General features: G+C 42.3%; 16 protein-coding genes. 1 reads left to right on the top strand and 15 read right to left on the bottom strand.

Going from position 1 to position 15,886, the window contains the following annotated elements:
- Positions 1-27: 27 nt before the first annotated feature.
- The 9 genes from OCK74_RS03685 to OCK74_RS03645 form a co-directional block, all read right to left on the bottom strand.
- Positions 28-2,442: a glycoside hydrolase family 3 N-terminal domain-containing protein gene (locus OCK74_RS03685; protein WP_279295641.1), complete on the bottom strand. Its 2,415-nt coding sequence runs from the start codon at positions 2,440-2,442 to the stop codon at positions 28-30.
- 102 nt (positions 2,443-2,544) lie between these two features.
- The gene (locus tag OCK74_RS03680) at positions 2,545-2,994 is read right to left on the bottom strand and encodes a response regulator (RefSeq protein WP_279295640.1); all 450 of its coding nucleotides are present in this window, start codon (positions 2,992-2,994) and stop codon (positions 2,545-2,547) included.
- A gap of 198 nt (positions 2,995-3,192) precedes the next feature.
- A complete protein-coding gene (locus OCK74_RS03675; protein WP_279295639.1) occupies positions 3,193-3,966 on the bottom strand; it encodes a metallophosphoesterase family protein in 774 nt (257 codons plus the stop codon).
- Between the two features lie 2 nt (positions 3,967-3,968).
- Positions 3,969-5,051: an ACR3 family arsenite efflux transporter gene (gene arsB, locus OCK74_RS03670; RefSeq protein WP_279295638.1), complete on the bottom strand. Its 1,083-nt coding sequence runs from the start codon at positions 5,049-5,051 to the stop codon at positions 3,969-3,971.
- A 10-nt stretch (positions 5,052-5,061) separates the two neighbouring features.
- Positions 5,062-5,553, bottom strand: a complete 492-nt coding sequence (locus tag OCK74_RS03665; protein ID WP_279295637.1) for a GNAT family N-acetyltransferase — start codon at positions 5,551-5,553, stop codon at positions 5,062-5,064.
- A gap of 9 nt (positions 5,554-5,562) precedes the next feature.
- A complete protein-coding gene (locus OCK74_RS03660; protein WP_279295636.1) occupies positions 5,563-6,396 on the bottom strand; it encodes an arsenite methyltransferase in 834 nt (277 codons plus the stop codon).
- A 55-nt stretch (positions 6,397-6,451) separates the two neighbouring features.
- Positions 6,452-6,781: an ArsR/SmtB family transcription factor gene (locus OCK74_RS03655; RefSeq protein WP_279295635.1), complete on the bottom strand. Its 330-nt coding sequence runs from the start codon at positions 6,779-6,781 to the stop codon at positions 6,452-6,454.
- Positions 6,782-6,906: 125 nt separating this feature from the next.
- Entirely contained in the window at positions 6,907-7,275 is a 369-nt protein-coding gene (locus OCK74_RS03650) for a heavy metal-binding domain-containing protein (protein WP_279295634.1), read from the bottom strand.
- Between the two features lie 193 nt (positions 7,276-7,468).
- Complete coding sequence (locus OCK74_RS03645; RefSeq protein WP_279295633.1) at positions 7,469-7,870, bottom strand: HYC_CC_PP family protein; 402 nt, start codon at positions 7,868-7,870, stop codon at positions 7,469-7,471.
- 334 nt (positions 7,871-8,204) lie between these two features.
- On the opposite strand from OCK74_RS03645, the gene OCK74_RS03640 reads away from it, so the two are divergent.
- Positions 8,205-8,654 (top strand): hypothetical protein, encoded by a 450-nt coding sequence (locus OCK74_RS03640; RefSeq protein WP_279295632.1) that lies wholly within the window; start codon positions 8,205-8,207, stop codon positions 8,652-8,654.
- A gap of 37 nt (positions 8,655-8,691) precedes the next feature.
- On the opposite strand, the gene OCK74_RS03635 is transcribed toward OCK74_RS03640, so the two are convergent.
- From OCK74_RS03635 to OCK74_RS03610, 6 genes are all read right to left on the bottom strand, one after another.
- Positions 8,692-9,513, bottom strand: coding sequence for a 3-keto-disaccharide hydrolase (locus OCK74_RS03635; RefSeq protein WP_279295631.1), 822 nt, complete (start codon positions 9,511-9,513; stop codon positions 8,692-8,694).
- Between the two features lie 174 nt (positions 9,514-9,687).
- Complete coding sequence (locus OCK74_RS03630; protein WP_279295630.1) at positions 9,688-11,175, bottom strand: tail fiber domain-containing protein; 1,488 nt, start codon at positions 11,173-11,175, stop codon at positions 9,688-9,690.
- Positions 11,129-11,473, bottom strand: coding sequence for a hypothetical protein (locus OCK74_RS03625; protein ID WP_279295629.1), 345 nt, complete (start codon positions 11,471-11,473; stop codon positions 11,129-11,131). Before OCK74_RS03625 ends, OCK74_RS03630 begins: the two co-directional genes overlap by 47 nt.
- A gap of 301 nt (positions 11,474-11,774) precedes the next feature.
- Positions 11,775-12,422 (bottom strand): HD domain-containing protein, encoded by a 648-nt coding sequence (locus tag OCK74_RS03620; RefSeq protein WP_279295628.1) that lies wholly within the window; start codon positions 12,420-12,422, stop codon positions 11,775-11,777.
- Between the two features lie 291 nt (positions 12,423-12,713).
- Positions 12,714-15,308: an Ig-like domain-containing protein gene (locus OCK74_RS03615; RefSeq protein WP_279295627.1), complete on the bottom strand. Its 2,595-nt coding sequence runs from the start codon at positions 15,306-15,308 to the stop codon at positions 12,714-12,716.
- A 100-nt stretch (positions 15,309-15,408) separates the two neighbouring features.
- Positions 15,409-15,735 (bottom strand): hypothetical protein, encoded by a 327-nt coding sequence (locus OCK74_RS03610; RefSeq protein ID WP_279295626.1) that lies wholly within the window; start codon positions 15,733-15,735, stop codon positions 15,409-15,411.
- Positions 15,736-15,886 lie beyond the last annotated feature (151 nt).

Here is a 15,886-nt window from a genome sequence, read left to right as displayed (position 1 = left end):
ATTTGAGGATCGACGCAGTTCTGGGAATTAAAAGAGGTTTTTGCTTTTAATTGTAAATTCCTTTTTAAGGCGGATATCGGTGGACGAGCTGCCGATCATGATTTCAAATTCACCTGGCTCTACGGTCCAATTCATATTGATGTCCAGCAATGCCAGGTCATCAGGCTGTAGCGTAAACTTTACTGTCTTCTTTTCACCGGGCTGTAAATGGATGCGTTCAAATCCCCTCAACTGCATTTCATAGGTGGTTACACTTCTGATCTTATCTTTCAAATAAAGTTGTACCACTTCATCTCCTTTTAATTGTCCGGTATTGGCAACATCCACATAAACTTCAATGGTTCCTTTGGAAGCCGCAACTTCTGGAGAAACCTTCAAATTACTATACTCAAAACTGGTATAGCTCAACCCAAAACCAAAGGGATACAATGGCCCATTCACACTTGTTTTTCCATAACCATTTGGCCCGTCTGAAGGCTGACCCGCATGAGAACCGGGTTTAAATGGAAAATTCAACTCTAATTGCCCGGTAGTTTTGGGAAAGGTCATTGTTAACTTTCCTCCCGGATTGTAATCACCGAAAAGGGCTTCTGCAATCACTTTTCCACTAGAAGGACCAGGAAACCATGCCTCGAGAATAGAAGGGATATAGCGGTCGGCCCAGTTGATTGTCAAAGGCTGCCCGTTTATTAATACAAGCACCACAGGTTTGCCGGTTGCATATAAAGCTTCCAGCAACTGCTGTTGCCTGCCAGGTAAATCAAGAGATGTCCGGGAGAGGCTTTCTCCTACACATTTTTCATCCTCACCCAAAACGGCAATAATCACATCAGCATCTTTAGCTTTATCGACTGCTAGTTGCATACTATCTTGCTCGCCGTTGTTTAGCGGAGTAGAAATGACCTCTGTTTCCGGCCAGCCGGGATTGGTCACATCACAGCCTTTTTCATACATTACATTGATGCCATTTCCGGCTTGAGCCTGGATGCCTTCCAACACGGAAATAACCGGGTTATTGGATGGTCCATAACGGCTAACAGCATAGCCCTTTGCAGCTGCCAATGGCCCTGTGACCAAAATGTTTTTCAGATTGATTTTTTGAAGGGGGAGCAGGTTGTTTTTATTTTTCAGCAACACCAGTGATTCTCTATGTAATTGCAGGGAAACAGCTTCATCCTTTGTGGTATGAACCAGTTTATCTGCCTCCGCCGGTTTGCTAACATATGGTTGATCAAACAGACCTAGAACAAATTTCACGCGCAGCACTTCTCTTACTCTTTCATCCACATTGGTCATGGATAACTTTCCTTCTTTTACCAACTCGCGGATGTTGGTGATATATTCTTTCGGGCTGTAAAAATTGGTCCAAACATTCAACCCTGCCTCAACTGCCTGACGGGTAGATTCTTTAAAGTTCTCAGCGACATGGTGTTTCTCGTGCAAAAATTCAACCGCCCTGCTGTCTGAAACTACGTATCCATTAAAACCAAATTGCTGGCGCAGTAACTGGGTTAAAAAATAATAACTCCCGGTGACAGGTATACCATCCCAGTCGTTATAACTACTCATAACGCCCAAAGGTTTTGCCTCCTGGATCACTTTTTTAAATGGATACAGGTACAATTGGTGCATTTCCCTTGGCGCCACATGCGGGTCGGTCCTGGCATCACCATCACGGCCTCCCTTGGGAACGCTGTAGACTGCATAATGCTTCAAGGTAGAAGCAACACCCTGGCTTTGGATACCTAATACCATCTGCTTGCCCAGTTCTGCGATCAGGAACGGATCTTCTCCATAACATTCTACGACCCTGCCCCATCGCTGGTCTCTAGCCGGGTCTAAAATAGGTGCATATACATTCGTGTAACCAAGCGCCTTCGCTTCTCTGCCTACGATTTGTCCCGCCTGGTTGATCAAACCCTTATTCCAGGTAGCACCAATAGAAATGGGAGCAGGCAGTGGGGTTGCCCTGTCGTGACAAAGTCCGTGAATGCCTTCGTTGGTAAAATCAACAGGAATACCGAGGCGAGTTTCCTCTACAAACCATTTCTGAATGGTGTTTATGGCTTCAGCATGCCTGCTGAATGGATATGAATATTTGGATTGTGCGCTCTTATGATTAGGCAGGCTGTTTAATTCTTCATCAATATTGGCGATACCATCCTTCCATATTTCATTCTTCCAGTTGGCTGTAGGCATTTCATCTTTTAATACCCTTCCATAACCATAGAGTGTAGCCATCTGGCAAGTCTTTTCATCCAGTGTCATCTGGGATAAAAGATCCTCTACCCTTTTATCAACCGGTAAAAGCGGATTTTCAAAAACATCTTTTACACCATTCTTATTAAAATCAATCCAACCGTTATTGTAGATACTTTTTTTGCTTTGTGCCATCAGCACTGCAGTACTCAAGCAAATTGCAACAGTTAAAAGCCTCTTCATAGTTATTCGCAGGAAAATTTAATTTCCGGCAAATATATCCTCCATTCAATCCAATGAACATGACTTTTTTATAAAATGAAGTGATGCTATTACCCAAACAGGCTATCCAGCAGTTTGACAATTCAAAAGCGCCTCATGTAATGGGTAATCCATCTCATTATTCATATGCAGACTACGACTTATTTCATCAACAAGGTCGTTGATGTAGCATGGCTTTTCAAAATAATATTGAGCGCCATAACTATATGCTAATGCAATATTTCTTGCATTACTGGAGCCACTCCAAAAGATCACAGGAATATCCCTGAATGAGGGAATCGTTCGAATCAACCTTAAACATTCAAGGCCATTTTGCTTTGGCAAATGAAGATCAATAAATATGATGGAAGGCTTCGTATTTTCCAGGAAGGACCAAAGAGCTTCTGCAGAATTGATACAAAAAAATTCAATATCACTGGAAATTTTCGATACTGCCCTTTGAAACAAATAACAATCATCCTCGTCATCGTCAATCAGGAGTATGGATTTGTAATTAATAACTGGATCAAACATTGGCTTCTAAGTAAGGTCAGGATTATGGTTTACGTGTCTAAATAACACAATACTACGTGCGAATATATATTATTATTACATAAAGTGCAAATCAGATCAGTTGAAAATTGGCGAAACGATCGAGTAAATAATAAAAAAATAGCCAACTTTTCCCGGTTGGCTATTTCCTGTTTTGAAGGAATTGGGTGTTGAGCGTTTTTAGTATGCTTTTCTTAACATGTCCGCAAATTCATTGGGCAGCGGGCTGTCCTCCACCGCTTTGGCTGCTTTTTCCACATCATATTCAAAGCGTATGAACTCTACTTTCACTGTATCCTTGTCAAGTATGCTGCTGTCTGGGTTAATGGTTAATAAAACATAACAGCCATTGGGATTGCCGTCTTTGGGTTTACCTACTGAACCAATGTTAATGGCGTGGCGGTAGTGAGCGTTCTCCTGAGATTCTGTTGGCAAAACTCTGTGATAAGGTTTATGGGTATGACCAAAGCACATGATATCAGCATCGGCTTCTTCCATTATGCGGAGCAGGCTTTTTTCTTCTCTTTCTTCGAAGAGGTATTCATTGATCTTACGCGGGCTTCCGTGTACGAGCAAAAGATTCAATTTATCTTCGTTCAGCTGGAACTCTACCCTGATGTGTGCAGGAAGCGTGCGCAGGTATTTGCGTTCTTCGGGTTGTACAACAGAATCTGTAAAGGCTATAGATTGCTGACCCAAGCTTTTATCTTTATCTGTTTTATAGGCACATCCACAATCACCACTCATCAAACCAATGCCCTGGTCGTAGTTACCTGCAATGGTTGGAATGCGTCTGCGCTTGATTTCATTGATCACTTCATTTGGCCAAACGTTGTAACCTACCAGGTCTCCAAGGCAGTAAACTGCATCAGGGTTTTGTTCGTCAATACTTTTCAAACAGGCTTCCAATGCAGGAAGGTTGGCATGTATGTCACTAAACAGTGCTATTCTCATGATTAAGCGCTTTGTAATTGGGGTTGTTTATAATATTTATTTCTAAGCCAAAAGGCTACATTGACTAATGCGATCAGGGCCGGTACTTCCACTAAAGGGCCAATGACACCGGCAAATGCCTGCCCGCTGTTGATACCAAACACACCAATGGCCACAGCGATGGCGAGCTCAAAGTTGTTGCCGGCAGCTGTAAAGGCAATTGATGCATTCCTGGAATAGTCAGCTCCCAAGGCTTTTCCCATGAAGAAACTTACCAGGAACATGATGGCAAAGTAGATGACAAGTGGTATAGCAATACGCACTACATCCATAGGTATCTGCACGATCAACTCTCCTTTAAGGCTAAACATCACAACGATTGTAAATAGTAAGGCAATCAGAGTGATGGGCGAAATCACAGGGAGGAATTTATTTTGATACCATTCCTCACCTTTTGCTTTTAGCAACACCATCCTGGTAATGACACCTGCGGCAAAGGGAATACCCAAGTAAATGGCAACACTTTCTGCTATTTGACCGATGCTTACGTTTACTTCTGAACCACGAATACCAAACAGAGGTGGTAGAAGGGTAACGAACACATATGCATATACACTATAGAGTAATACCTGGAAGATACTGTTCAGGGCCACCAGACCAGCTGCATACTCGCGGTTGCCTTCAGCCAGTTCATTCCATACGATCACCATAGCTATACACCTTGCAAGGCCGATCAGGATCAATCCTACCATATATTCCGGGTAATCTCTCAGAAATGTAATAGCTAATACAAACATCAGGATGGGACCTATTACCCAATTGAGCAATAGTGAGGTACCCAATATCCTGGTGTTTTTGAAAACCTCTCCCATTTTCTCGTAACGCACTTTAGCTAATGGCGGATACATCATCAGGATCAACCCGATTGCCAACGGTATATTGGTAGTACCAGTTGAGAAGGAATTGATAAAGCCTGATGAAGAGGGTATAAAATAGCCGATGGCTACACCTGCTACCATCGCTAAAAAGATCCAAAGCGTTAAATAGCGGTCAAGGAAACTGAGTTTTTTTCTTTCCCTGGCCGGGGTACAATTGTTTGCTGACATTATTTGATTTTTAATTACCTACTATTTTACTTCTGCGTTCCATGATGATGGTATCGCGCCAGATGCCATTCATCTGAGCGATTCGTTCACGACGGCCCATGATCCGAAACCCGTTTTGCTCATGAATGCGAACACTGGCTGTATTCTCAGGGAATATGCTGGATTGTAAAGTCCAAATACCGTTCTGCTCACTTTCCTGCACTAACTGCCGTAAGAGCTGAAAGCCAAGACCATTACCTCTATACATTTCAGCTACATATACACTTACTTCCGCTACACCTTTATAAACAGGGCGGGTTGAGACATGCGAAAGCGCTGCCCAACCCGCTACTTTATTATCGATCAATGCTACAATACGACTATGTGGTAAATGTCCTCTATCCCACTCTTCCCACGATGGAGCAGACTGCTGAAATGTTGCCTGGCCTGTAGCAATGCCTTCCAGGTAAATAGCTCTTACCTGGGGCCAATGTACTATATGCAGTGATTGAAATAAAAACATATGTTCTATTTAGCAGCATCCAGCTTTAGGATCGCAACAAGGCGTTTCTGCGTAAACAGTAATGCTGTAGATACCTGTGCCAGATTGTTTAAATGAATCGATTTGTTCTGCTGACAGGTAATTGCTTAGAATATCATCGGGAATGACGATTTTCTTTTCCTTCTGCAGGGTAATGTTTGTAAAGCCACTGCTTTCGATGAGTTCCAGGTATGTTTGTTTTTGGATGGCACCGGCTACACAACCGGCATACATTTCAGCTGCAGAACGAATATTGTCAGGTAAAGTACCTTCCAGGACTATATCTGATATGCTGAAGTGACCACCAGGTTTTAGGACGCGGAAGATCTCTTTGAAAACACCGTCTTTATTGGGTACCAGGTTGAGCACGCAGTTGCTGACAATGACATCTGCGACATTTCCGCCTACAGGCATTTTTTCAATATCGCCCTGGCGAAATTCTACATTGTTGAAGCCTAACTTTTCAGCATTAGCCCTTGCTTTTTCGATCATAGCAGGTGTAAAGTCAATTCCTATTACCTTACCTTTTTCCCCTACTTCATGCCTGGCTATAAAGGCATCATTACCTGCTCCAGAACCAAGATCTATCACTGTATTTCCTTCTTTGATCTTAGCAAACTGGGTAGGCAAGCCACAGCCTAAGCCAAGGTCTGCATCAGGATTATAACCTTCCAACTGGTTGTAATCATCTGCCATAATGTTGTATACTTCAGTTGAGCAACAACCGGATCCGCAGCAGGAAGACTGATTGGTCTCTTTGTCCTGCTGGGCTATCGCAGCGTACTTCTCGCGAACGATCTCTTTTAATTTATCCTGAGATTCCATGGTATTTGATTTATTGCATTATTGTAATATTACGATCATTGATTGTAAAAAAAGGTCAACAACACTTATTCTTATTTTCATAAGCTACAAAGAAAGACGCCAACTGCTGCTTGTACTCTTTCCACACCTTTTCATCAATACAGTAACAAATACTGGCTCCTTCCACGGTTCCTTTGATCAGACCAGCAGTTTTCAGCTCCTTCAGATGTTGAGAAATGGTAGCCTGAGCAAGGCCCAGTTCTTCCACCAAGTCGTTACAAATACAGGCATTGGCTTTGATCAGCTCCTGGATAATCGCAATGCGGGCAGGATGGGCCAGCGCCTTCATCATTTGAGCGAGCTTATTTTGCTCTTGCGTGAATATTTCGGTTTTCGATGCTCCCATATCTATCGCAATATTACGATAACTATTGGTAATAACAAAAAATAGGGGCTGTTTATGAAAAAGGCCAATTGCTTGAACAGCAACTGGCCTGGAGTGAATGGATAGCCCTTCTTTTTCAAGACCCTTTATTTCTTAGGATGCACATAGGCTTCTGCCTTCTTCTGCTTTTTGTCTACTTTCTGTTTGGCCAGACTCATCCCGCATTTGGGGCAAGTACCAGGTTTATCGCTTTTCACATCCGGATGCATGGGACAGATATACAATTTCATCTCGCTCATCTTCATCGCTTCTTTTTTGGATTGCGTTAAAGGAGCATTGCATTTGGGACATCTGCCTGTCACGTTACTGACTACTTCCGGATGCATCGGACAGGTGTACTTAGCCTGAACAGTGGGAGCAGGAACATTCTTTCCTTTTACAACGTTGTTACCAGCCTGGGCAAGCATGACCTGAGCGCTTAACAGGATGGTGATCATTATAATTATCTTTTTCATTTTACTTAGTTTTTTATTTTGAATCAATGATTTAAACAGAGGAGCCGATTACAAAAGCATTGTTGACATGAACTTTACTTTTCATTGCCCTGGAAATCTTATTACGAGGTGCAATAAATGCTTTGACGAAAGATCAATTTATTGGCGTATTGAACTGCAGCTATATCAGTTTCATCGCCGGAGGGGAATGGTATCAAATTCTAAAAACGTTATTGAAAATAAATATGGGGACTCCATATTTTCCAAGGGGCGCGTTGATGCTATTAGCCCTGACTGTTGTATAGACGGTTATATGTGCAGTTGGTAAGTAAGAAAAAAGGAGGTTCAGCTTTACAGGGAACAATTTAATAAAAAGGGCCTGCTCCGTATTGCTGGCAATGTCCAAGTTTGCCGTTTTCAATTCATCCTTACAACAATCTTTAGATTTTATTTCACCAGTGCAGTCTTTTGAGTTATGGCCAGCAGCACATTTTTTGTCTGTACCTGTTAAGTCCCATGAAACCAATTTGCCCATACAGTAGTGGAAATGCAGCCCCATTCCACTTGCTTCAGAGAGATAGATGAGCGCTAATATGAAGACAAACAGCTTTTTCATAACTCCAGCAAACTTAAGAATTCACAAAGCGCTTTTCTATGATGCCGGTCATTGCATTGTCCAATAATTATCAATCGCCGTACGACAAGAAACTAATGCTATCAACGCTCAATTGACCGGAAGGCCGGGAAGCGGCACTCATTTTTATTCCCTGGTTTTTATTTTTCAATTAGATAAGGTAAATTAGGAAGTGTAACTTTATGTTGTTCAATTAGAATACCTATACTCCTCTACCCTGAATGTAAATACCTATTACCGGCTAATCTTGGATACAGTGTTGAAACAGTTCATGTAAACCTGGTATAAATGCTACGTTCTTTCTAAAATTAATTGTATGAAAAGAATAGTCATTTCCACACTGTTTTTCTCCTTAGCCATTTGCTGTTTCTGCCAACAAACAAAAGTTCCTAAAACATTGACCAGCCAGGATTACCTGAAAAAAAGCAAACGCCAGAAAACCGCAGCCTGGTTATTGACAGGAGCAGGCACTATTGGATTGATTACCACAATGACAATTGATGCAGGTCAGGCAGTTGAGGGAGGTCTAACAACATTATTCTCATTAGGCTATGTTGAGCCTGAATACCATTCTTACACAGTGCCTTACTTATTAAGTGCTGCCTGTGTTGTGGGAGGTATTACTTATTTCATTTCTGCTTCAAAAAATAAAAGGAGGGCCCGTTCCGTCTCAACTGACTTGAAAATGGGCAATATACCTGTTCTGCATCCATTCAGTATTGCAAAACGGTATTATCCTTCTGTAAGCCTACAGGTTGCATTATAGCATACAGATAATATTCGTGGAGCTTTGAATTTTGCACTTAGGACTTTTGGTTCAGGTGTGTGAGTTTAAAATTCCGGAATTCCACTTTCATGGGAGGTCCTACATGTACCTGAACGCCTAACAGGCCAGTCATTCTCCCGTTTACAGGATCATGATCGATGACTTCTGACATCAGTACGCCATTGACATAATGCTGTATGTGGTTTCCCTTGGCAATGATCTTATAGTGATTCCAACTACCGGGCGCATGGATGAAGTTCCTGAGTGAATCTTCTGATCCTAAAGACTGCAGTACCACTGAGGGTGTCCAAGTGTTGTTTTTGATGTAAGCCTGTAAAGAATCTTTTGCTACAGGAGGCAGTTCTACCCTTTGGCCACGTTTGGCAATGGTGGTCCGTCTGCGCTCTTCATAATTCATGCCGGTATAGTTGTCGTTACTTCTACCTCCAATGTCCCCTTGATAGCCCCTCAAAGCAAGAGGAATACTATCTATTTCTTCACTTCTATAATTAATACCACTGTTCCCATTTAAGGTAATCCTGTAGTCCACCTCCAATTCAAAATCCTGTACTGTACCACCACGCCAGATGAGAAATGAATTACGTTTGAGCAAGGTGGAGGGTGTAACCTCTCCGACTATACTACCGTTCTCTACTCTCCAGTAGAGCGGATCACCTTCCCATCCCTTTAATGTTTTTCCATCAAAAATCTGCTGGGTACCAGATTGTTTGCTGACAGATTTAGAAGGGGAGCAACTTCCTATTAAAAACATCAATCCCAAGAGGACTACGTAGTATGTATTGTGAATTTCCGGGTATGATTTTACTAATTGAATATACTTCTGAATAAGACGCTTCATTTTCATTTGTTTCTTATACGTTTAATGTCTAATTGTGAATCTTGCCATCACATAACTATACCTCTGTTAAACTTACTGATTTTGTACGAGCATAATGGAATGCATTATGAAGGCTTTCTTAAGCCATCAGGCAATACATGGCAAGTCGTAAGGCACTAAGCAATGTAAATGTTGCTATTTGACCACTTTCATTTTCTTAGTAGCTAATGTTTTATTATCTACAACCAGGGAGTAGTTATATACTCCACTGGCTAAAGCAGAAACATCAATATTGATGTTTCCGGATGTGCCCAGAGTAACCTGTCGGATACTTCTGCCTAAAGCATCAGTAATGAGCAGGTATGCCCTGTTGCTTCCCCCTGGTATGGCATACTGAATAGTAGCGGTGCTCTTTACCGGATTGGGACTAACGTCACTCAATTGAAAACTGTTTAAAAATGTATTGACGCTTCTTCCTTTTTTCAGGTTTATGATTTCTTCCTTTAATTGTTCTATTTGCTGTTGTTGTTCCTGCATAGCCTTGATCAAAAGAGGAATCAGTTCGGTATAGTTTACCGCTTTAAGGTCGGTATTTTCCGAAGGTTGTGATGGAATGGTTTTAATGGATGGCAGTCCCCCTGATTGTTCGGGTTTTGAAAGCCGGGCTAAGAGCGTACTCATCTTTGTTTCTTTGACCAGAGCAGGCAGTACTTCTGCTACATCCTGAGCTATTAAACCATAGTGTCTTCCTTTAGGCAGATTCATCAACTTAAAATTGCCATCCTGTTTGTACTCGTATTCTTTAGGCTGAAGCTTGTTAATCACTGCTATAGCACTGCTGATCTCAGTAATGTTTTGTTTGAGCATTCGATCAGAACTCTCGTAGGTTCCGGTAGTAAAAACATTGCCATCAAAATAACCAGCCCATTCAGGGCTATATCCAAAGACCCCGTAGTTGGTGCCTACGCCATAAACCCCATAAGAACCTTCACCGTAAGCGCCTACAACGTTACTGACCCCATAGATCCCATAGCTATTGCCCTTACCATAGGTGCCGACACCATTCGTAGCAGTACTAGTGCCACGGAGACCATAAGTAATGCTTTGCGCATCAACACCAGTATGCCCTCCCTGGATAGTTAAAGCAGGTGCAGTAGTAAAGCGGCCATTAATAGTAGCGCCATCGGATACAGTAAAGGTTCCACTTACATTCAGGACATTGAATACAGCCAATCCGTTGGTAAACGCTCCATTACCTACTACATGCAGTTTATAACTAGTTGAGGTAGTTCCGATGCCTACATTGCCTGCTACATACAAGCCATTGGCTGGTCCGCTGGAACTGCTGCCCACAGAAACCCCGCCATTGCTGTTGACGATTAGTTTTGACGAGCCATTGATCTGAGCCCTGAAGGGACTACCCGAAGCTGTATTGACCACCAGCTTCGAGCTGAGTGTGGTGGTGCCAGTACCAATGCCTACATTGCCCGAGGCATCCAGGCGCATGCGTTCTGCATTGTTGGTGAACAGCCGTAAGGGGATGGCATTGGTGGTACCGAGTTTGGAGGTAGTGGCTGAAGCATTGGAGTTACCAGCCAGGCTCCAGTAAGGGGAGGTATTTTGGGCCAGCGTGTCCTCAGGGATGAGGGCAATGGCCAGCGCCAATAGTAATAACCGTTTCATGGTATAGAAGTTTAATGATGATCACCGGAATGAAATCAAAGGGTGTCAAAATGAAAGCTGTTGAGAAGGAATGCCGGGCAGAAATTGATGATCCATTTGCTTCAAACCTGGAATCAAGCGCAATGTGGAAGAAACCTGGTAGTAGAATAAAACCTGATTGCACGAATCCAGAAAGCAACTGTGAAGGTACTCTCTTCATGGAAGGTGGACAATCTCTGCCAGTAGACAGGGCGAAGAGTTCTTTGTTATTGACACGGTAATAAGCACCCAAATGACGAGGCCATAAAAAATATACCATGACTTAGTAGTTCGTTTCCTTCCCGATGAATGGTATTTCCTGGTCTAATAAGATTCTTTTCTTCATTCTTGAACTACAGATTATGGAAAACATTCACCCTTTGTTGAATATTGCGTTTTTGCCATTTTCATGCTTTATCCTAGGCTTTGGTATGCCTTTGCTATGCCTTTACTATGCCTTTGGTATGGAGCAGGTATGGAGGGATTGATTCGAATGATGAATGACCAATGGGGAGAAAAGATGATAGATAATAGATGTGAGGTTTGGGTTTGGGTTTGAGGGAGGGTGTAGTGGTTAGGTGTCAAATGCCTAAAACTTCAAATTTGTAAAACTTAGAGAAGCTAGTTGAAATGGTTGATCTTGCCATTTTCGTTATCTCTAGCATGTTTTGAAACTTCTTTATATTCAACTGTTTTTTGCAATAGTCTGTATGATAGTTGTGGTTTTCCAATAAACAAATAGTGCTGTTGCACCATTTTTCTTTACTTATGTGAGTATGATTTATTGCTTCAATTTCTTTTCTCACTAGTTGATTCAGTATTGGAAACTTGTCTGTTCCCAAATTATATAGGTCAGCATCGCATAAAATCTGCTCCAGGAGGCTGGCAGGAGCCTGAGGCATCTTTGTGCCCAGAATACATTTTCTTACTGCATCTATGGTTCTTTCATCTAAACCATTAATGATTAAAAACTCTTCTGCCTTTTTTGCTCCTATTAACTCATGATTCAATATATCTTCATAATAGCCACTATCATGGAACCAAGCTGCAATAGTGCAGATAAAAAAATCTTTTTTATTTAACCTATAATGCTTTGATATCTCAGTCACTGCAGAAACTACACTTTCTGTATGATTCAAATTATGGTAAATGAAGTTTTCATTCCTATGATCTTTCATGTATGTTCTTATGTAGTTAGAAGCTCTTGCTACAAACACTTGATAATTCATATGAAAATATTTAATTGACATATACTAGTCTCAATAAAAAAGAATTTGTTACCCACTTTTCTGATAAAAAAGTCAGCGCTTTTAAATAATCCGCACAAATGGTAAGCAAAAGCCTGCTAATAGCAAAACGCAATAAATTGCTCCCTTTTTGCTCCCTTATCGGTATAATAAAGCGCAAACTCTTAATTATATTGAGTTTGCGCTTAGAGGTGGTAAAGAAGACATTATATGGACCTGAGATCACCTGGTCCTAAACCGGCGAAAAGGACCATTAGCAATCTTATTGCTTCCTTACCTGACAACAACCAGGCGTTTACTGTCGACCTGTTTTCCATCTACCCATAAGGTATAGAGATAAATACCAGAAGAAAATTCATTTGCATACAATGTGACCTGATTGTTCATGCTGTTCAACTCAATAGTCCGTCGAACATCGCCTTTCATACCTGTGATGACCAATTTGGCTGACAGAGCGTTGGCGGGAATATAAAAACGAATGGTCGTTTTGTTGTTAAAAGGATTGGGCACATTCTGTTCCAGGTTAGCAGCATGAACAGACTGCTCCACACCTATAACATCGCCAATGGTTTCGTTTTTTGTGGCCATTGTTATGACCTCAGTAGTTGTAGCGGTTGAGTTCGGTTTAAGCAGCGTGATCTTCCCTGTATTCCCCCCATATTCTGATACATAGATATTTCCATTCCTTACATCTTCAACAAGATCCAAAGGATCCACAAAGCCGGTGAAGCCCTGAATGGATGATCCATCTTTGTAATCAACAATATCATTGTACGTTCCACCAGGCGTGAGCGTGATAATATCATCATTTTGACTGTACCTCACTACGAGGAGTTTTCCTTTGAGGGCGCCATTAAAGACGTTGCTCTTGTATTCGATTGCTCCATCAGGTGATTTGTTGGCCTGGAAATCAAATGCATATCCCCTCCAGTTCACATCTGGCAAAGTACCTACAGGATAAGCATTTACCTGGGCCTTGTCTGTGTTCGCAGTAGGATTGCCGCCATTAAGCACATACTCTCCCCGCATAGGATTGGGATGGCCGTAATAACCACCTTTCTTTACCCTGAACAGAAAATCATTTTGTGTTTGCTGCACATTGGTTAAGGCCGGAACATAAGGACCATTGTAGGTAGTGCCATTGGGCCTGAGGGTTCCATTGACCGATGCCGGCGTATTGCCTCCGGCTGCAGAGCCGTTGGTGGGAACATATAACTCACCATTGCTGTGCCATACCAGGTCATAAGCATTTCTTACACCCGATGCATAGATCGTTAAAGGCGCAGTGGTTGCGTAAGGGTTATACGTACCGCCCCCTTCTGCTGTTTTCACATTCAAAGGCAGGGCACCTAATTTGGTTTTATCGAGACGCAGTACTGCCGCTGAAAGCAAATGCTCTGCTCTATTGCCCCAGGTTTGATCGGCTTTACCCATCGCACTGTTGGAGCCCTGGGTGAAATACAAAGCACCATCAGGCCCGAAAGCTATGCTGTTGGTCAGGTGGTCTTTCACTGACCTGGGCAAATTGATCAATACATCCTGAACATTCTGCAGGTTGCTACCGCTTAGCTTTGTCAGTTTACCATCCCAATCGGGGCCGTTTAAAAACACATATGTACTGTGGGTTACCCAAGCAATCAAATTCGTAGCTGTTGAAGCGGGATCAAAAGCAAAGCCAATGGCTAACCTGGGTGTCCTGGCGCCATAGGCATCCTGTAAAGCATAGATGAGTTGAGGCGTATCCAAAGTACCATCCGCTTTTATAGTAAAACGTTTAATGATCCCATCAATGGATAAGGCATAGAGTTTACCATCAGGCCCAATGGTGAGACTGGAATGTCTACCTGCCGCATTGGAAAGTTGCACCTGCATAAATGCAATACCGGATGTAGGATGAGGTGTAGCGGTAGTGGTGAAACTACAGGAATAAGGTATAAAGCCAGCGCCTGATAAATCCTTGACACCGCTGGTAACTGAGAACACATAAGTGGTACTTAATTTTAAAGGAGCAGAGGGCACTAAGGTAATGGCATCACCTCCTCCTGTTCCATTCACATTTGCCGGCACCCTTGTCCCGGTTGCTTTTTCAGCGAGATAGACAGTAGAGGAAGTTATAGTGGCGTTGTTGATGCCACCGTTGGGCAGGTTCAGAATACTCGTTGATATTGAAGCGTATTCACTGACATTTGTGGCGCCATATTCAGGATTGACGGAAACTACAGAAGGTCTCTGGACAGAAGCCTGCTGAACGATTATATAATTGATCTTGGTGTTGGTCCCACCAAATGCATCAACTGTTAAACGCCCATCCGTTACTTTAACCGAAACAGTGGCTTTTCTAAATCGCATACTGGTGGCAGGTACAAAGTCTAAAATAACTGGTACACCTTCCGCACGAATGGTATGCCTGCTATCAAGATAGGCCCCATCTCCTACCGAAACTGTAACATCATAAATGCCATTGGCTACCAGGGCTTCCCACCTGCCTTCAACAGGCGTACCACTAAAGCCAGCAATATCATCTGCCTGCATATGCATGAACGTTGCCAGCAAGGTATCGGAAGGACTACTTCTTTTACGCCCGTTTTTAGTCAGGTCCAGAGGCGTATTATCGTTTCTATTGATCCACCCATAGGTATTGCCTGAGCCCTGGTAGGCAGAGGTGCGTAGCCCGTAGGCTTGTCCAAAATCTCTCAGCCAACCGGCAGGTGGTATGGTTGCCGCGTCCTGAAAATTAATTTTAAAACTTGTCAAGGCAGCCATCGTTCCCGTTTCTGCTGGTGCAGCGAAGGTGTTGATGGGCGGGAAGGACAAAAGGATAACCACGACAGCTATAGCTGTCGACAAAGACAGAGAAGTCTTTCTCATGATAAGAAAATTTAGTAAGGTGTTGTTCTTAAAACTTATAGATTGCCTGAAGGATGTAGTATAACAAGATCAGAATTGCAAAAGGGAGGCGCCTATTTCATTAATTGTAAACTAAGACAGGCAAAAAGAAGTGAGGATCAATAGAGCATTTTTCTTGTATATACACTGGAAATTCACTCAATTGTATTTGAAGCACATCTGCACATTGATCAATATGCCACAGGTAAAGTCTTTTACTTACAATTATTCTTTGTATGATTTCCTTAAAAAGTATTTCTAACAGTCCCTGGCAGCAGGCCTGCTCCAGTTGTTCTATTGGAGAAAGATGCTGTGTGCTGATAGCGGTATTGGCTTTGCGCTTTTGTCTTTGAGCAAATGTAGTGTTGTCAGGAAGTAGTATTTCCAGTTGCAGGGGATTGTGTTGCATAACTTCTGGTTTAAGAGTGACTATTTAGAAGAGCAGGCCTGCATCATCATTTCAACGATGTATAATAATGTCTCTACTAAAGGAAAATTGTTACCCTGCTTTCCAAGAAAAATTTATCACTTACAGAAGTGTAGCTTATAAAGAAGTGAGG

Source organism: Paraflavisolibacter caeni (assembly GCF_025628885.1).
Classification (GTDB): domain Bacteria; phylum Bacteroidota; class Bacteroidia; order Chitinophagales; family Chitinophagaceae; genus Flavisolibacter; species Flavisolibacter caeni.
Note: the sequence above shows the minus strand (reverse complement) of the source record. Positions and strands in the feature narration are given on the sequence as shown.